The 18484-nt window shown below is 53.3% G+C and carries 17 protein-coding genes; 8 read left to right on the top strand and 9 right to left on the bottom strand.

The window, feature by feature from the left end; translation table 11 throughout:
- From BLR09_RS13325 to BLR09_RS13340, 4 genes are all read left to right on the top strand, one after another.
- Positions 1-342, top strand: a 342-nt coding sequence (locus tag BLR09_RS13325) for a T9SS type A sorting domain-containing protein (protein ID WP_143011085.1), incomplete at its 5' end; no start/stop codon positions are given.
- Between the two features lie 13 nt (positions 343-355).
- Positions 356-1882, top strand: coding sequence for a glycosyl hydrolase family 28-related protein (locus tag BLR09_RS13330; RefSeq protein WP_093202959.1), 1527 nt, complete (start codon positions 356-358; stop codon positions 1880-1882).
- A gap of 154 nt (positions 1883-2036) precedes the next feature.
- The gene (locus BLR09_RS13335) at positions 2037-2738 is read left to right on the top strand and encodes a hypothetical protein (RefSeq protein ID WP_093202961.1); all 702 of its coding nucleotides are present in this window, start codon (positions 2037-2039) and stop codon (positions 2736-2738) included.
- 787 nt (positions 2739-3525) lie between these two features.
- Positions 3526-4629 carry a T9SS type A sorting domain-containing protein gene (locus BLR09_RS13340; RefSeq protein ID WP_093202964.1) on the top strand — a complete coding sequence of 368 codons (1104 nt, stop codon included), beginning with the start codon at positions 3526-3528 and terminating at the stop codon, positions 4627-4629.
- Between the two features lie 207 nt (positions 4630-4836).
- On the opposite strand, the gene BLR09_RS13345 is transcribed toward BLR09_RS13340, so the two are convergent.
- Positions 4837-5619 (bottom strand): NIPSNAP family protein, encoded by a 783-nt coding sequence (locus tag BLR09_RS13345; RefSeq protein ID WP_093202966.1) that lies wholly within the window; start codon positions 5617-5619, stop codon positions 4837-4839.
- Between the two features lie 124 nt (positions 5620-5743).
- Positions 5744-7261, bottom strand: coding sequence for a carbohydrate-binding domain-containing protein (locus BLR09_RS13350; protein WP_093202969.1), 1518 nt, complete (start codon positions 7259-7261; stop codon positions 5744-5746).
- A 491-nt stretch (positions 7262-7752) separates the two neighbouring features.
- Here BLR09_RS13350 and BLR09_RS13355 point away from each other — a divergent pair, with 491 nt between their 5' ends.
- The 3 genes from BLR09_RS13355 to BLR09_RS13365 all read left to right on the top strand — a co-directional run bounded on the left by BLR09_RS13355 (position 7753) and on the right by BLR09_RS13365 (position 10063).
- Positions 7753-8793: a hypothetical protein gene (locus BLR09_RS13355; RefSeq protein ID WP_093202972.1), complete on the top strand. Its 1041-nt coding sequence runs from the start codon at positions 7753-7755 to the stop codon at positions 8791-8793.
- Between the two features lie 97 nt (positions 8794-8890).
- Positions 8891-9637, top strand: a complete 747-nt coding sequence (locus BLR09_RS13360) for an SDR family oxidoreductase (RefSeq protein WP_093202974.1) — start codon at positions 8891-8893, stop codon at positions 9635-9637.
- Positions 9638-9679: 42 nt separating this feature from the next.
- Entirely contained in the window at positions 9680-10063 is a 384-nt protein-coding gene (locus BLR09_RS13365) for a DoxX family protein (RefSeq protein WP_093202976.1), read from the top strand.
- On the opposite strand, the gene BLR09_RS13370 is transcribed toward BLR09_RS13365, so the two are convergent.
- The 3 genes from BLR09_RS13370 to BLR09_RS13380 are packed head-to-tail and all read right to left on the bottom strand — an operon-like array spanning position 10064 to position 12048.
- Positions 10064-11023, bottom strand: a complete 960-nt coding sequence (locus BLR09_RS13370; protein WP_093202978.1) for an NAD(P)H-quinone oxidoreductase — start codon at positions 11021-11023, stop codon at positions 10064-10066.
- Between the two features lie 2 nt (positions 11024-11025).
- On the bottom strand, positions 11026-11532 hold the full coding sequence (locus BLR09_RS13375) for a DinB family protein (RefSeq protein WP_093202981.1): 507 nt from the start codon (positions 11530-11532) through the stop codon (positions 11026-11028).
- Positions 11533-11556: 24 nt separating this feature from the next.
- The gene (locus tag BLR09_RS13380) at positions 11557-12048 is read right to left on the bottom strand and encodes a YdeI/OmpD-associated family protein (RefSeq protein WP_093202983.1); all 492 of its coding nucleotides are present in this window, start codon (positions 12046-12048) and stop codon (positions 11557-11559) included.
- Between the two features lie 17 nt (positions 12049-12065).
- Between BLR09_RS13380 and BLR09_RS13385 the strand changes: the two genes are divergently transcribed.
- Complete coding sequence (locus tag BLR09_RS13385) at positions 12066-13103, top strand: L-dopachrome tautomerase-related protein (RefSeq protein WP_093202986.1); 1038 nt, start codon at positions 12066-12068, stop codon at positions 13101-13103.
- Positions 13104-13214: 111 nt separating this feature from the next.
- Here BLR09_RS13385 and BLR09_RS13390 read toward each other — a convergent pair whose 3' ends face one another.
- The 4 genes from BLR09_RS13390 to BLR09_RS13405 all read right to left on the bottom strand — a co-directional run bounded on the left by BLR09_RS13390 (position 13215) and on the right by BLR09_RS13405 (position 18405).
- Complete coding sequence (locus BLR09_RS13390) at positions 13215-13403, bottom strand: hypothetical protein (RefSeq protein WP_093202988.1); 189 nt, start codon at positions 13401-13403, stop codon at positions 13215-13217.
- 57 nt (positions 13404-13460) lie between these two features.
- Positions 13461-15023, bottom strand: a complete 1563-nt coding sequence (locus BLR09_RS13395; protein WP_093202991.1) for a collagen-binding domain-containing protein — start codon at positions 15021-15023, stop codon at positions 13461-13463.
- A gap of 697 nt (positions 15024-15720) precedes the next feature.
- Positions 15721-17484: an SGNH/GDSL hydrolase family protein gene (locus BLR09_RS13400; RefSeq protein WP_093202993.1), complete on the bottom strand. Its 1764-nt coding sequence runs from the start codon at positions 17482-17484 to the stop codon at positions 15721-15723.
- A gap of 81 nt (positions 17485-17565) precedes the next feature.
- Positions 17566-18405 (bottom strand): 3-keto-disaccharide hydrolase, encoded by an 840-nt coding sequence (locus tag BLR09_RS13405; RefSeq protein WP_093202996.1) that lies wholly within the window; start codon positions 18403-18405, stop codon positions 17566-17568.
- Positions 18406-18484: the final 79 nt, after the last annotated feature.

The following is an 18484-nucleotide window of genomic DNA, read 5'->3' on the forward strand; positions in this document are numbered from 1 at the left end:
CCCTCGCCTGCCTGGCTGACGCTTCCGGGCAGAAACCGGGCGCCGGTGTTTGGCTTGCCCAACTTCATGCAGTCGGTGTTCAATACCGAAAAAACGGGTATTTCTTCCGGAGAGAAGGCACTGGCCTATCCCAACCCGGTTTCGGGCGGAACGCTGACGATCTTTCAGAAAGCAGCCACAGCTGAGGCCGTGAGGGTAACAGACCTGCAGGGAAAAGATATCCGGACGCGTGACATCAAGCTGCTGCCGGACCGGATTGTACTGAATACTGCATCCTGGCCGTCGGGCCAAACTTACCTGGTTCAGGTAGCGGGAGTTTCTTATAAAATTGTTAAAATCTAACTGTATCAACCCAATGAAAAAGCAATTACTGCTGTTTGGCCTTTTGTTGATGGCTGTAGTTTCGTCTTTTGGTCAAACGCTCACGAACGCGATATATGAAGTGGCAGATTCCAGCGACTTCAGATCGTTGGCGGCCTCTTATCCAACCGTCGTATACGATGGGTCTGTCTGGGTACGGACTGCCGGTTCCCGGAAATCGAATGGCGGGACCATACAAACCGGTCCGACGGGATATTATTATGCTCGGCAGTATTCGGGTTTGATCAATGTACGTTGGTTTGGAGCGAAAGTGAATGACGGCGTGGATGACACAGCTTTGATCCAAAAGGCGATTAACACCGGTGAAAACGTATACCTGCCTCGGGGTACCTACAAGACTTCCTCCAGCCTCGTCATGAAAAATAACTCGCTCGTCGGCGACGGGCCGGCAGCTACTTATTTGGATAAAATCGGAAATGGGCACGCCATCTATATTCCCAATAATGCATATGGGTCGAGGGAAGCGAAGCGGTTTTCGGGCTTTTCTATTATTTCGTCTGACACCACAGCAGCGCGCGACTATTATGCATTTTATTTCGCTCCGACACCTGCAGGTTTAGCCGCCGGATACAACTCCGGAATATCGATTTCCGATGTTGAGATTTTTGGTAAAGGGCCGATTGGAGGGGGAATCTACCTGTCTGATTGCTCTAAAATAGATGTAAGTCATGTTGGAATGACATGGGTCAACAATCCGGTTTCCCTGATCGGAAGCGTGATTCAATCAACCTTTACCAACGTTACCTGCTATTTTGACGGAGGGGTGAAAAGTACTACGCTGCCCAATACCGGCGTATTAATGGATTATCGTACCAACTATGCCGAAGGCAAACTGATGGGACCTGAATCAACTAAACTGATTGCCTGCTCGTTTGTACAATACGATATCGGCGTTGAATACCGGTTTGGCCTCTACGCCGTATTTGATAAACTGGACATTGACTATTACAAACAATACGGCTTCTTGTTGAAATACGAATCCTGCCGGATTCTGAATTCCTGGATGTCAACGGCGACTACCAGCGAGAAGGCAGTGGCTATTAAACTGATCCCGAGTGGATTTACTCCGGGTGATCTGTTCATCCAGAATAACCAGATCAACGCCTATAACGTGCTTCATTCTACCAGTAATGCGATTGAACTGGGGGATAACGGAGCAGGATTAAACCGGTTTAGTTGGGGCGGTCATATTTACGGAAACAGTTTTACCGGCCCGCAGGGAGCGTGGAATTACGGCATCCAGGCTGATCGGACGAGGGGTGTTATTATCCGGGATAATGTAATGTCTGACAGTCTTTGTACTAACAACGCGATAAACTTGATATACTGTCGTCATGCGGTAGTTTCCGGCAATATACTGCAATCGGGAACGATTAAATTACAAGCGATACTTCCTAAGAGTTTCGGCTCTATTACGGACAATAACGCGAATATAAGCACGTCCAATATTGCTGATCCGGGCAACTGGGAGATTGCGCGAAACGTTTCGTTTTCAAACTGATAGTTCCACTACCGGTGAAAACAGCTCCCGTCCGAAAAGGGGGGAGCTGTTTCTTTTTGGTCACCCGGCAAAATCGATCTTTCTCCTAATTGGCGTTTCCAATAAGTAATGTAGATTCGTTCGACAACCGCCCGGGCTATCGGCATCATCCGCTATGAACCTCACCCAATCCCTCCGCAACGAAGGCTATGACTACATCGACAGCCTCGTCCGCAACCACAAGCTCGGACAGCTCTGGCTGCGGAAAAATTTCAATGAACCGGAACTGTATTTTGAACGGGTGACGGATGCTTTTTCCAGCGATGTCGCATTGGAAGAGATCCTCAATCCGGCTCTCAACGTCGATTTCAACCAGCAAAACACCTTCAAATTCAACATCGGTATGACGGTGCTGGAAGAAACCCTGACCTCCATCGGCATGTCGCAACTGGGTTTGTCGACCAAACTGTCGACCGGAAAGTCGGTCTCCATTAAGTTCGACCACACGCTGTCGAAAGAATATGCGCTCGGTAACATGGAGCATTTCTTTCAGGAAGCGGATTTCGTCCGGCCCAGCCCCTCGCTGCTTCGGAACGCCAATAAGAACTTCATTCTATTTGTTTCGGGATTGATCGAGGCGGAAAACCTCATCGCCGAGATCAATACCGACAAGGAAATCAGCGCAGAGGTCGTTGCTGAACTGACCGAAGCGGCAAAAGGTACCGCTTCCTTCGACCTGACGAAAAAGACAACCCTGAAGATGACCTCCGATCCGGGACAGCGGTTTCCGGTCGCGGTCAAAGCGCACCGGTTATTTTACGACAAGGGTGTCTTCGGGCAGATGAAACTGATTTCGAACGTGTTGGAAACGTTCTGACCGGAGGCCGAGAACAGCACGGCGTTGACCGAGCAGGAAAAGGACAAAACCGCCGGGTTATCCGGTACACAAAAAAGGGAAGCATGTACCGGCGTATGCCCGCGACATGCTTCCCTTTTTTCTTCCCGAAAACGATCTTTCCGGCTAAATCCACCAGGTGATCCGGCTATTTATGACAGCGAAAGCGGGTACTCACTACTAAAGAATACGTCATTATTTTCCTACAAAACACGTATTCGCTACTAATATCTCAACAGGAATTTCTATTTTTGACCTACTAATATTCAGAAACGCTTGCCAGATGTGCCATAATCTGAAGGAAGCCGATCTGTTAAGTATCCGCTACATAAGCTTCTCTTTCGTCAATCATCTGTCTGCAGCGTTGATTGATTCTTTTCCCGCCAGTTAAAATCCCGCCGGAGTACTCAGTAAAAATAGAATTCGATCTTTCAACTGTAACTCTTTGCGATTACTACTATGAGTCACCCATTACTCCCTGTGTCTGAAACAGCCTGTATGTCGGCGGATATTCAAAAGCATTCTTCTACGACCGAAATCAACTACTAATCAGGCGAATAGCTTGTTCTGATCGGGTGTATTCTTCAGGAGATCTCCGTGTCTTGTCACGACGGCCTCCAGTGAATCTGCCATTTTCTCATATGCCTAAGCGAACGGGTACGTTACCGCAGGTTCTCCGCCTGGCGTAGCGACATCAGGAGTCATTTCCGGGGGGTTCGCCAGCAGACAGGACAAGCATTCCGCATGACCTAAACTTTATCGTATCCCTATGAAAATTATCTACTCCTTTATTCTGTTGCTTCTGTTTCAAATTAGCTATGCCCAAACAGAGGCGGATTTTTGTGTCATTTCGCCGAATACCCTGCCCGGGACAACGGGATTCGGCGGTACCGGCGGCGGCGGATATGCCATGACTTCCCCGATTAATGCGTACGATGCAGACACTTCGACATTCGGCTATATCCATATCGCTCCGACACCCCCATTCTTTCCGCCGAAACCGGCCTACTCGATCAGTATGGGGGTCATCTTTGGATCTACATTGCCGGCGGGATCGTTTATCCGTTTCAGAGTCGGAACATCTGACCTTTCGCCGACTTTCACGTACAGCATTACAACAGATGCAGAAACGATCATACCAACGCAACCGGTGAGCAATCTGCCGGGCGTCGCGCCTGCTTACATCGGAGACGCGTCTCCGTCTGATCCGCTTGGTTTCCAGCTGACCCAGGCAGCAACCCGGGTGACCTTCACCCTGAATGTACCTGCTAATTATTTCTACAACGGATCGAGGATGCTTCGGGTATATTCCATCGAAGCCACCGGCATTTGCAGCCCTCCGCTGCCCGTTTCGCTGACTGGTTTTCAGGCTGTAAAAAGGGGATCTTCCGCCGAACTGGCATGGGCTACTGCAAGCGAAAAGAATAACCTCGGATTTGAGATTCTCAAGAGCAGGGACCTGGCATCCTGGGAGAAGATCGGCTATGTTTCTTCTTCCGTAACCAACAGCAATAGCCGGCAGGAATACGGATTTACGGACGCGGCGCTTGCCGCCGGCACGACTTACTACCGCCTGAAACAAGTGGATGTTGATGGGAAATATACGCTGAGTCCGATCCGCTCCCTCGATACGGAAGGTGATCTGAGCGCGCTGCTCCGCTTTACTAATCCGGTCGGCAACAGCATTGCATTCGAATCAGAACCTGCCGGCGTCGCAGACCTGGCTATTGTGCAAACAGACGGACGTGTTGTCATCGCGGGTATTCCTGCATTAAAATCCATTCCCGTCAGCCAGCTTGGCCGGGGCGTCTATATTCTCCGGGTACGGATGCAGAATGGAGCGGTGGTTGCGAGACGTTTCGTCAAAGAATAACGAACAACCGGCTGGTTCTTCAGGGAATTTATTGTTGAAAGGATAGTGTTAAAAAGCGGACATATTGTGCCCGCTTTTTTTATGGACAGGAGTACCCGGAAGATGTCCAGGGCATAAAGGTCGCTGAAGCGGAATAGGAATGTTGGAAGGGGATCTGTGCATTCTGCGTTTTTCTCACAGAATGCACAGAAAAGTACTCGAACTTTTTCAGAGGTCGGAGTACGCTGCCGGATACAAAAAGTAAGACGTATTCTTCGACACATTATGCTGGTATTCCGGCATCGTTTTGATTCGCCCCCATTCCGCATCTGCACTGAACGCTTTCCAGTGCGCATCGCGGGAAGCTTTATCGGCAAACGTCGTCAGGTACATGAGGTTGGGCATGCTCCGGCCCGCGACTACCTCGCCGTAAAATACAGGATTGAAACCCAGCCGGTCGAAAACGGCTTCTTCTCCGGCTTTGTCGAACATATCCACTTTATTATGGAAGAGTTTTTCGGTGAAGCTTTCATAGCTCCGCAGTTCGTAGACGCGTTCGCTTTTCGGTGAGGTGAGGTCGGGTTTACGCAGTACAGGACGGCCTGCAAATGCCTGTAAAACAATGGTTTCGAGGCGTACATACGGCGGATTGGTATAAGGTGCGTCGAGGTAGTCCTTTCCGTCAGCCTGGTACCGGGTGTCTTTTCCGAGCTTCGCCGGAAGGGATAGCAGCGCGTCCAGCGAAGACAGCGGCGTGAGGACGTAGACGAGTTTGCCGGCAGCCGTATCCGTCGGAACGGGCTTGAATACGCCGACTGCCGCGATACCCTGCCGGTGCGCGGCAGGGAGATACGCATCGCGGAGGTAGGTATCCAGCCGGTTTTCCTGCTCTTTACCCTGGATACGGTAAATTTTCAGTTCGTAAAACTCCCTTTTGGGGGGCTTTGCCAGCGCACAAAAGGAACAAAACAGGCCAATGGCCAGTGTCAGAAGGGATTTAGAGGTCAGCATAGTGCAGTTGATGTTCAAAGAAAAGAAGGTTTTTTACGGAACGACCCTGACATGCAGGTATAAAAATAAGGGGCGGCGCGAAGCGCCGCCCCTCCCGGATTGGTTGGAAACAGGCAGGGTATGACTAAGGACCCTGTGTGCCGCCGACTTTCGTCACGACACTGCTTTGGGTAAACGTAGATGCTTGTGAACCAGGGACATATGTGCCGCTTGTAAAGAGGCCGTTTACCGACGTTCCGCCCGTTACACTGCCGCCGGTATATACTTTATAGGAGGTGCCCGTCTTTAGTTTCGGACTGGAGAAAAGCATGGTAGTGTAGGTACGGGGAACTTCAAAGGTCAGGGCTTCGGCGCCGTCGGTCGACTGGATATGCACCAGCTGGTTAGCCGAAGCACCGCCAAGTATGGCAACAGCCTGCGTCGTTACGCTCGCCGTTGGCATACTTGTCGCCCCGCCGATACCCACCGCGATACCGCCGGTGATTTTAAAGGTATTTCTGTCGCAGTCGAACCCTTCTTCCGGTGAACCTGCGCCGACGGATACAATCCGGCCGCCGGTGATGGTCATCGGCCCGTTGGAATCAATGCCGTCGTTGTTGGAGCTATAGGCATAAATTGTACCGCCGTTGAGGTAGATAAACGATCCGGCGTTGAGCGCATCGTCATATGTTTTGATGGTGAGCGTTCCGTTATTGACGGTCAGAATGCTCTTGCTTTCGATGCCTTCTCCGGCCGTCGAATTGACGTTGATGACGCCTCCGTTGATGGTGACATAGGGATCGATCGTCGTATCGGTATCCCAGCTCGCCGTAATTCCTTTGTCGGCTACGTTGAGCGTAAATGTCCCGTCGTTGATGACGATATATCCTTCCTCAGCCTGGATACCGTCGCCGGAAGCGGCGATCGTTACCGTACCGCCGTCCGCGATGAACGCTTCATTCGTATGAATACCATCTGAAACGGCGCCCGAAACGGTAATCACTCCGCTGATAATCCGGACATAGTCATCCGAACAGAGGGCGTGTTTGTAGTTACCTTTCAGAGCCAGACTACCCGTTCCGCTGAAAATCAGCTGTCCTTCGCTGAAGAAAGTGGCTTTTTGATCTTCTGTGCTGGTTGCGTAGGAGGCGCCGTCGGTCAGGGAATTGGTGGTGCCGTCGGCGAGTACAACGAATGCCCGTTTGCTAGACTGAACATTAATCGCCGGTCCGTCCGCATTGGTCAGGTTTACGCCGTTGAGGGTGAGTTTGAACTTTTTGTCGCTGTAGAGTTTGAACGACCCGTTGGCTGACGTTCCGGAAAGGACATACGCCACTCCGGCGACTGTTGTAGTCACGACGACGTCACCGTTGGTTTCCGTGACGGTGACGCCGTTGCCGGCGAGCGGATTGTCGACCGTGATACTACTACTACCATAGGTGATCGTGACGGTCGAAGTAAAGGTGGAATTAGCGAGGAGGTCTTCGTCGTCGGCCGCAGTGCCGGTGTTTCCTTCCGGAGCGGAGGAAGCCGTCGAGACGCTGTCAATGGAAATGCCGCTTCCGGTGTCGGTGCCCGACGGGTCGTCATCGTTTTTGGAGCAGGCCAGCAGGCCTAATGCGAGAAAGGCCCCGGCCAGGAAGCTTCGGTGGAATGTGTTCATACTCTCGGTGTTGCGTGTTTAGAGACGGCCGCCGTGGGAGAGGCGTCGTCCCTATTCCATACGCCCCGCCGGCGGGTCATGTTGCGGAGGTATGGCTTTCGTCTATGTACGGGGTAGTTTGCGGGATGGGGAGGAGGGATTTGGAGATGGGAGCATGGGGCAAAGGGCATAGAGCAGTAGCAAAGGCGAATACCTCCCCTTGGTGGTTGAGCCCCGTCGAAACCACCGGCAGCCGTCCTTTTCATTCCAAACATGCTCTCCACGCCAGTTTCGACGTAGCTCAACCACCGGCAGCCACGTCTCATGGGATTTGCGTCTCCTAAAAACTTAGTTATATTGCCCCCTCACTTCACCTCCAATCCATGCCCCGCATACTGACCCTCGCACTATTCAGCTTGCTCGCCCGCAATACCCATGCTCAGCTCCCTCGAAACTATTATGAACGCTTCCCCGACCAGATCCGGAAAGACATCCGGTGAATAGGACTCGAAATGGCGGCGACGGAATATTCCTTCATCGGTGCCTACCGCGAAAGCCTGTCGACCTTCGAAAAGAGAGAAGACAAAGAAGAACAGATAATTTCCGTCGATAGCCTCGCCATGATCCGGACGCTTCGAACGGATCCGGCAAAAGTCTCTATTCTGGAAAAGGCTGATTACCATCAAATTATCCTGATTAACGAAGCACACCACCAGCCGGCCCACCGCCTGTTTGTCGCCTCGCTGCTTCCTGAATTATACCGGAAAGGCTTTCGGTACCTGTCGCTGGAAGCGCTGCCGGGCGGCGTTCGCGTCGATAAAATGCGTCCTCTTGCTACTAATAGTGGAATATATACCAACGAGCCCGCTTTCGCCAAACTCGTCGACGAGGCACTCCGACTGGGTTTTGAAGTAATCGGACATGAGGCCGACTGGGAAGACCTCCAAAAATCCCGCGACGCCCGCGAAGCCGGACAGGCAAACTACCTCAGGAAGATACTGGACAGGGATCCGTCGGCCCGTATTCTCGCGTATTGCGGCTACGATCATATTCTGGAAGGGACGTCCGACCAGAGGCGTATGGCTGCCTACGTTCAGCCGTACACAGGCATCGATCCGCTGACCATCAACCAATCAGAGTTGTCGGAAACAGATACGAGCCCCCATCCGATGCTGCAGGAAATCAGCGTGGTGGTTCCCTCTGTCTTCCTGACGGATTCCGGCGAGCCGCTCGGATTTATCCGGCCGAATGGCCATCGGGTGGATATGGTCCTGATTCATCCGCATACGACCGACGAATCGGGTCGGCCAATCTGGCTTTGGAGTGATCCCCGTGACCGCAAATGGCTCATTCCGTCCGTTGCGCTGACGTATCCTGTCATGGTATCCGCATACCGGAAAGATGTTTCTGTCAAAACGGGTGTTCCGCTCGACCGTATGGTACTTTCCTCGAAAACCGATCAGAAAGCGCTGGCATTACCTGCCGGGAAATATCGGATTCTCTTCCGAAGCCGGAAGGGAGCGAGGTTGGTGAAGGAGATTGTAGTACAGTAGCAGGCATTGGAGAAAATTTCAGAGAGTAAAGGTGTGTACCTAGCCCGCTGAACTACCGATCAGGATTTCTATCTTCCCCCTCTCAAATTTCCCCTCTATGCCCAACATTCTCCTCATCACCGGCTCCTCCGAAGGTATCGGCGCGGAGGCCGCCCGGCTCGCCGCGTTGCGCGGGTATACGGTTTGTGTGAATTACCGAAGCAACCAGGCAGGCGCAGAGACCGTCGTCGCTGATATACAAAAGGCTGGCGGTCAGGCATATGTCTTTCAAGCCGATGTGGCAGACGAGGCTCAGGTATTTCGGCTCTTCCGGCAGATCGACGAGGAGGTTGGCCCACTTTCGGCTCTGGTCAACAACGCTGGTATCATCGAATCCCAGAGCCGCCTGGTGGATATGAGCGCGGAGCGGCTCACGAACATGTTCGCGGTCAATACCATCGGAGCTTTTTTGTGTGCGAGAGAAGCCGTGAAGCGGATGTCTACCGCGCGGGGAGGGGCCGGCGGTGCGATTGTCAACGTCTCATCGATGGCAGCCAAACACGGCTCGCCGTTCGAGTACATCGACTACGCCGCCACCAAAGCGGCGTTGGATACCATGACGCTGGGGTTATCAAAGGAAGTTGGCCCGGAAGGTATCCGGGTTAATGCCGTGCGGCCCGGTATTATCCTCACGGATATTCATGCGAAGGCGGGGGAGCCCGGCAGACCGGAGCGCGTCCGTGATACCATTCCGCTCAAGCGTCCCGGCACGGCACCGGAAGTAGCGAATGCCATTCTCTGGTTGTTGTCGGACGAAGCCTCGTTTGTCAACGGCGCCCTGCTCGACGTCACCGGCGGGCGCTAGGCCTTTCTTCAGAATACCGTATCTTGCCGGAAATCAAAAGCCATGAAATACCTCTCCCTTCAGCGATCGGTCGTTCTGCTGCGCATCAGTGTAGCGTTGGTATTCTTCCTGCATGCCGCTGTCCGCGTCGTTCACAATACTGTGCCGGAATTCACGCAGTTTATGGCCGGAAAACACTGGCCATTTCCCAATGTAACGGTCTGGGTACTATCCGGTTACGAGTTGATTGGCAGTGTATTGCTTGCGTTGGGCTATTGCGTGAAGTGGCTGTCGGCCGGGTTTATCCTGATTCTCGTCGTTGGAATCATCCTCATCCACCTGTCCCTCGGCTGGTTTGTCGGGGAGCACGGTACGGGCGGGGTGGAGTATAGTTTTATTTTGATCGTGGCGTTGGTGGTGGTAATGGCGGGGGATCGTGAACGATGACTACTTTATCGTGAGAATAATCTTCCCGATATGCCCGCCCGACTCCATCAGCCGGTGCGCTTCTGCAGCGTCTTCCAGCCGAAAAGTACGGTAGATGTGCGCGCGGAGACGCCCCTGAGACACGAGCGGCCATACCTGTTCTTCCACCTCGGCTGTGAGCGCCGCTTTGAAATCATCGTCTCTCGGAGAGAGCATACTCCCCGTCAGTACCAGGCGTTTCCGCATGATTTCCATGATGTTGATGGTCGATTTGATACCGCCCAATCCCGCCAGCCAGCAAATCCGCCCGTCCGGATTCAGCATCCGGAGGTGTTTGGCGGTATAGTCTCCGCCGATGTAGTCGAGGATAGCGTCTACGGGCGGCAGTACTTCCTCAAAATCTTCCGTCTTATAGTTCACACAACGCTCCGCACCCCAGGCCTCCGCGAAGCGGCATTTCTCGTCTGAACCGGCAGTCGCAAACGCGCGTACACCCCGCTCCCGGGCGAGCTGCAGGGCCGTCAGCCCGATGCCGCTTGTCCCGCCCTGGATCAGCAGGGTTTCCCCGCGCCTGACGTGCATGCGCTGAAAGACGTTACTCCAGACCGTCAGTACCGTTTCCGGCAGGCCGGCCGCTTCTTCCAGCGAGACATTCTCCGGTACCGGCAGGCAATGCCGGCCATCGGCGGCGGCATATTCGGCATATCCGCCACGGGGGAGGAGGGCGCATGCCCGGTCGCCTTTTTTCCAGCGGGTGGAATCGCCCGGATCTTCAATGGTACCGGCCACTTCCAGACCAAGTATTTCGACACCTGTAGCCGACGGCCCATATTGCCCCGCCCGCATCATCACATCGGCGCGGTTGACTCCTGCCGCGTGAACACGGATCAGTACCTGTCCCGGTTTGAGGGAAGGTACCGGCCGCTCCGCGATCCGGAGTACTTCCGGACCGCCTGAAGTAGTGACCAAACTGATTTTCATCGTCAGGATCGGGTTAGCACGCGCACCGTTACGAGCAGTTGCCCGAGGTGGCGCATGGTATGTTCGGCCGCATGTACGTAGAGACCGTTGGAAGTAGAGGGAATTTTCGCCCGCCCCACGTACCGCAACCGCGTCAGCCCGGAGGCTTCTTCACCGCGCAACTGGGTCAGGCAGGCTTCTTTTTGGGTATGAAAAGCCTGAACAAGAGACGATACCGTGAGCGAGTCAGCGGGTTTGCCTTCCGCCGCAAGTGCCTCCAGTTGCGGCTCCGAGAGCATTTCGCCGCGGGCATAGGTAAAGAGCCGGTCGAGTACGCCCCGCAGGTGCTGCAGGTGGAAACCCGGCGAGGCCAGGCCCGCCGGACGCTCCCACAGTTTGGATTGGGGAAAGTCGGCCAGAAGGGCATCCAGCTCTTCACCGGCCTGCAGCAGAGCATGTGCAACGGGCTGCAAAAGGGCGGGCATATCGGGCAGAGGACCGCGCAACCATACTTCTCGGGGATCTGACATGTTGTTTTGGTTGAAAAGGGTGGGTTACTTTGCGCCGAGTCCGGCAAACGATTCCCTGCCTTCGGGCAGTCGCTTGAGGTTATCGATTAGGCGAAGCGCGCGGTCGATCCGCAACTGGCTGTTTTTTACTTCTACGACGGTCCGGATGATGAAGCGCTGCTTTCCGCCTACGAGCCTGTCAAAGCGGCGCTGCCCTTCCGGGTCCAGGGAGAGTACTTCGCGCAGCTCTTCGGGGACTTCCAGGCCATACTCGCTGTTGTCTGGTGTCAGGGACAGCCGTACTTCGTCGCCCGCCCGGACCTTCAGCTGCGTCATCCGGGTTTTGTTGAGGGTGATGTATCCGTCGCCTTCGCCCAGAGCTGTCAGTCCGCAGGGCCAGGTCAGACGGTCGTTGACCGTACATTGCAGGCGGGTATTCCAGCCGCCGACGGCTTCGACGATCGCCGCCGGGATCCGAAAATAATGTCCGCCCAGGTGTTCGAGAGATTCGACAGTCGTAATAAAATCAGTAGCCATAGCTAAACAGACATCGGATGAAGAAGCTCCTCGTTTTGTTTCTCGTTGCGGCAAAGGTAACGGCCCAGCAGCAAATCCTCGAAGAAGTAGCGCGCTTTGGACGCTACCAGCCGGTAGGACTCGCTATTTCGCACGAAGGGCGCACCTTCGTTTCTTTTCCGCACTGGACGTCCGACTACCGGTACGGGCTCATCGAACTGCTGCCCGACGGGACGCAACAGCCCTATCCCAACGAAGAATGGAGCCGCGCAGGCGATCCGAAAACGCATTTTGTGGGCCTTCAAGCCTTGTATATCGACGCGTCCAATACCCTCTGGGCTCTGGATACCGGCGTCGGAGGCGTGAAGCTCCTGCGTATCAATATCCGGACGAATACCGTTGAGCGGGTTTACGCCTTCGAAGATATTCCGGCGTCGGAAATAGGCCTGAACGATGTCAATGTAGATGCAGCCCGGAATGTCGCATTTTTCTCCGATCCACGGCGTGCTGCATTGGTAGTACTCGATCTTAAAACCGGGAAAAGCCGGACAGTGCTGAAAGGACATCCGTCCACAACTGCGAATCCTGCTTATGTACTGAAAATTGACGGCCGGGAAGTACGGGAAACCAACGGCAAACCCTTCAGCAGTAATGCCAACGGCATTGCTCTGACAAAGGAGTATTTTTACTTCCGGCCCATTACCCAAACCCGCCTGTTTCGCGTGCCGGTTGAAGTACTGGTGAAAGGTACGGATGCGGAAATTGCCGCCGCCGTTGAAGTAGTAGGAGAGGTAGGTATCTCGCACGGCATGTTTGCCGACGCCGACGGGAATATTTACATGGGTGATTCGGAAAAAAAGACCCTGTACCGATGGGTTGCGTCGGCCGGTCAAACGGAAGTACTCGTTCAGGATGAGCGGATATTATGGCCGGATAGCTTTGCCATCAGTCCTGACGGATACCTCTATGTAACCGCCGCCCAGTTGCAGCGTGCCCCGCGGTATAATGGCGGCGAAGACCGCACCGATTATCCCTTCCGTCTCTACCGCGTGAAACTTCCCCTGAACAAAAAATAAAACCCCGGAAGAAACCTCCGGGGTTTTACGCGACTAGTTGTTTAGGATTACTTAAAGATGTGGTTATGTCTTTAAGTTCTAGCAGTAAAATTAGCTGATTTTCCTGATATTTTATCCAGAGTTTTTTCCTCCAAAAAGCTTCGAAGCCAGCCAGATAACCACGGCAATCGCCAGAACCACAAGCAGAATGCCGCTCCACATTCCGGCTTTGAAAATGCCTTCGACTACTTCGCAGCCCGAGAGGGTGCCTGCCAGCAAAACGAGCAGCGGCAGGATATAAACGGATGAGGTATTTTTCATCGGATTGAAAGAAGATGGATGTCCCTTTCATTCCAAAAAAAGCTGTACCAATCCTTCTTACCGCACCATCACTTTCCGCGCATAGGTACCGGTGGTATCGCGTACGGTCAGGACATAAAGCCCTGCCGTCAGGGGTGTTTTCGGCACAACGCGAATGACAGTTGCGTCCGAATCCGAACCGGTTTCAACCGGAATAATGGTTCCCTGCAGCGACATCAGGCTCAGCTGGCTCGCGGCTTTGTCCTGTACCCGAACCGAAAATCCGCTGCCGTTGCCCGGGTTGGGGAAGACGGAAAACAAGCGGTTTTCGGGCGAATCCACGATCACGGAAACCGTCTTTTGCGGAGTGGCCGTACCGTCTGTATCCACCTGAATCAACCGGTAATAATTGACGCCGTATCCGGGCTTCTGATCGGTATAGGAATAGTCGTGACGTTCCGACGTCGTTCCTGCTGCTTTTACCGTTGCCAGCGTCTCAAACGAGCGGGCATCCCTGCTGCGCTGGACGAGGAAGTGGGAGCTATTGCGCTCGCCTGCTGTTTGCCATTGCAGTACTGCCGTTTGTTCGGCCGTTGCCTGGCCTTTGAAGTAGGTCAGTTCTACCGGAAGGGGCAGCCTGGAAGGGCAGCCCGGCACGTCGGAAAGGAAGGGTTGATAGTGGTTTTCGGCGCTCGACTGGCTGTAGGAATTTCCGACAATCTGCCCGTCGATATTCGAATTAATGGTTTTGTAAATATCGGCGAAAGGAGCAAAGACCGTTCCGCGGATATTCTGATCGCGGCTCTTGATATTGACCGTCGTTGCCGCCGAGAAATTATAGAGTACATACTGGGCGTCGCTGTTTTGCATGCCGTTGATGACGAACGGATCCCAGTTGAAGGTGCCGACGGAATTGACGTTGATGACCAGCGGCGTGCTCAGGCTTGGCGCAGGGCCGTCCATCGTAATCGAAACGATTTTATTGAGCTCTGATCCGGAGATAGCCAGGATATTGGGTTTGCCGGCTGTGAGGGTAATCTTGACCTGGCCGTTGTCGGGAACAAAGGAAATCGGCTGGCCGTTGGCGTTTTTTAACTGGACGTTGTTTTCGCAGTTTGCAATATTCAGCGCGGTCGCTTTCATCGTGGCGAAGGCCTCTTCGAAGTCGATCTTTTCCTCGTCGGCGAGTAATACAGGATCGGTTGCGGGCTGCTGAAAACCAACGAAGATTTTCGGATTGCTGTCGGGACTCGAACCCTGCTGGTGAACCTTCGTTGAACCGCCTGCAATGGTAAGCGTACTGCCGGTGAGGTTGCCTATTTTAAGGTACCGGTTGTTGAGTACTTTCGTTTCATTACCGCTCTGGTAATTGACTTTCCCGCCGATATACAGGCCAACCAGATTGCCTTTCAGCGATTTATACGTCCCGACATTGTGGACATTGATCTGGTAGTTGCCGACGAGATTCATGTCGCCGCCCATAGCAACAGGACCTTCTGTTTCATTGCTGGAAAGCGACGCGCTTCCTTTGACAAATACATTGAACCCCTTTGCGTCGTTGAGGGGATTTTGGGCGATTGACGAATGGGAAGTCAGAAGGCCAATAATGCTGACAGTTGAAAGAATAGTGAACCTGTTCATGGTTAAAGTTGGGGTTTTCGAATTCCAATAATTCTCCTGTTGCTGTCCGATTAACAGACAGCATTTAACAAGTAGGAAAAGGGTCGTTTTAAGCTCCCAACGATAGAATTATCGGCGGTTGTCGGAAACTTGCCAACAAACGAACATCAAAATACCAAACCGTGTTTCCGCGTAAAAACAGCGGAAACAATGCATCGGACGAAGCGGCGCTTCGCCGTCAAAGGCGGTGTGTGAAGACGAGAGGCGGATACCAGATCACAACCCGAAGAAGGGGAAGGGCTGTGTTAACTCACAGAAAGAAGGCGGAAAACTTTCCCGAGTTATCTGAGTTACGCAGCCCAAAGGCGGCAATTTCTCATCCAAATTAACCCGATCCGTTGGCGGAACGGAAATGTACTTGTTTATATGTTTCAGAATACCGGCGCAAAGGTACAAAAGAATTTTGTTTCGCAATTGTTTTCGTGGCTTTTTTAGCGGCTTTTGATTATATTTTATCCTGATAATCAATCCGGGAGGCTCAAATTTGCGTTTTGTTAAGGCCGGAATGCTTTGCCGAAACAGGGGAAATAATCGGCTATTTTTCCCGGGATTATCCGGCCGATAACCGACTATTTCTATACGTCAGACAATACCTTTCACGTACGGATATAAAATCCGTTTACAGCGCCGGTTAAACTACTCAGCCGGTTGACAAAACTTACCGGAGTAAAACAGCATCCAGCTCTTTTGCAATCCGGCTGTATCCTTTACCGTTGGGATGCAACCCGTCGGTAAACAGCGACTCATCAATCGTCTGATCGCTCTTCAATAACGACTTTCCGGGATCGGAAAATGCGGCTCCTGCTCCGGATGTCATGATTTTCAATTGCTCGTTCAAACCTTTCAGGCGAACTTCCTGTCCGCGTCGGGGGAGGATTCCCAGGACCAGAACCGAAGCGCCCGGCTGGCGTTTCCGGATGGCCCCGATGAGGAATTTCAATCCGTCGGTAATCTCCGCGTCGGTATTGAACTGGAGGTTGTTCGTTCCGATAAGGAGGACGACCTGTTTGGCGTCGAAACCGTCCAGCTCATCGTGATAAACCCGCCAGAGTACGTTTTCGATCCGGTCCCAGCCAAAGCCGAAATTCATCGCTCCGCGCGGCTCCAGCACGCTCATCCAGGCATCTTTCCCGCGTTCGATCGGCGCCTGCGGAACACCGCTCCAGTAATGTGTAATCGAATTGCCCATAAATACCAGCTTCGGCTTCCGGGTCTTTGTCAGGCTTAGTACTTCGCGGTGGCGCAGTTGCCAGTCGTATATCGCGGCGTCTCTGTTCTGGGTAACCGGCCGGGTGGTCGCAATGGTTCCTTCCGGCTCGTTCAAAATCCCGCGCAGGGCTTTGATATAGCCTTCTGCATAGCGCATCATTCCCAGGTCGGAGGGGTGGGTACCGTCGACCATCGTTTCCACATCCTGCCCGAACTGCGCCTGCGGAATCAGGCTCAGGCCGGTAATTCCTTCGCTTTTCAGTTGTTCGAATACTTCCCGAATCCAGCGGTTTACGTCTTCGAAGTATTTTTTCCGCGTCAGATTGGTTCCCGCTTCGGTGTATCCGGCGTGTTCGGCGAGTACAATCGGCGTTGTCGGATGTTTTGCACGCAGGGCCCGTACGCCCTCCAGGTACCGCTTGCGGATCTCTTCCTCCGGAATATTGACAGTAGCAATGAGATTCGGCAGGCAATCGATTAGGAATACCTTCGCGTCGAGTTCGGCTACCAGGTCGACGGTTTCTTTTTCCATCCGCCCGTTCCCGGAAAAGCCAAGGTTGATAACGGGTCGGTCGAGCTGCCGGCCGATAATCGCCGGCCAGGCCATACCCGGTCGTGAAGCGCAGGCTCCCTGGGCGATGGAAGTACCGTAAACGACAATGGGTTTTTCCAGCCGGGCAGGCAGCGGCGAGAATACCGCGCCTTCCGGAACGCCTATTTCCAGCCACTTGACTGAATTATAAAGCGGCAGATACAGCCGGTACTCGCGCCCTTTGGGGTGATAGGGATCACTGGGAATCAGCCCGGCAAACGTATACGAAACGGTATCCTTAAACGCATACTTTCCCGAGCACCAGAGTAATCCGCCGTCGCTGTTGACGGCATAGAGATCCACTCCGCTAACGCCCGTAGCGGGCATGTGCGGCATGGCATGCGCGCCGCCTACTGCATAACGGACGACGATCTGATCGGCGTTGGACCGAAACCGGATCATCATCCCGGCTGAGTTCCGAGACAGGTTCCAGACCGGAGGGCGGACCGCTTTTTCAGCCCGCGCCGGAAAACGGTCATATAATGAGGCAGCCTCTTCCGGCCAGCCTTTGCCTTCCAGAACGTTGACGAGACTTCTGGCGGGATTCCACCAGGTAAGCGTTTGAGCAGAGGCCGTCAGGCCCGAAAAGATCAGCAGGAGCGAAAGGAGGCGAAATTTCATAAAAACAGAATACCTGACCAGTTAATACGAAAAAACGTACCGATATGACTATCGGTACGTAGAAAAGTTAAGACGGAAATATTAGTTGAGTTTCCGCTGGCTCAGCTCTTTCAGTACTTTATCGAGCTTCTTGCGGTTGCCGACGTATTTGCTGAGGTCAAACAACTGAACTTTCCGGAATTCGACGGGGTGACTTTCGCTTTGCAGGGCAATCCAGCCTTCCTTCAACAATTGCCCGTCTTTTTTCACAGCCTTGTCGTAATTGCTGACGCTGCCTCCGCCGATCTGCGGTTTTTCGTAGGTCAGGACAGTATCTCCCTCCACAATATGGTGGACGATCGAATCGCCGAGTACCAGCGCTTCCGCCCGTACCCACTGGTCGCCGTGGTAGGTTTTTGATTTGGAATCGATGCAGTGCGGAGTGAAGAGCTTGCCGTTCATGACGACGTTGGTCCCGGGCGTACACAGGTTGGCCGTGGTACGGTCGTGCTTGCCGTCGCCACCGAGTAACTGCATTTCCAGCGAAATCGGGAAGTCCTGTTTCAGGCCCATCGTCGTCGGGTCCTGCGAATGCAGCATGGCGCCGCTGTTGCGGATGGCCCAGCCCGGCCCGCCCGCTACCTGATCGCCTACAAAGCGGTATTCTACGACGAGCAGGTAAGCAGAAAATTTCTTGTTGTAAAAAATGTGACCGTATTGCTCGTCAAACTTTTGATACTTATCGTAACGAACGATCATCTTCCCATCTTCCACCCGAAACGTCTCGTTGTAGTTTTCGTGGAGCGGGTGGTTGGTAATCTTGATGGACCAGTCCTTCAGGTCTTTGCCGTTAAACAGGTTGATCCAGCCTTTGGGCGCTTTTTGAGCGAAAGTGGAGCCGGCCAGAAACAGGCACGACAGCAGGAGAAGCGGGCGACGCATTCGGTTCAGAGTTATGTATGATTTCAAAAGTAATTAGGATAACGCACCGGTCGCGATACTGTCCGTTCTGAAATTTTTT

This window comes from Siphonobacter aquaeclarae (assembly GCF_900103285.1).
GTDB classification, from domain to species: Bacteria; Bacteroidota; Bacteroidia; order Cytophagales; family Spirosomataceae; genus Siphonobacter; species Siphonobacter aquaeclarae.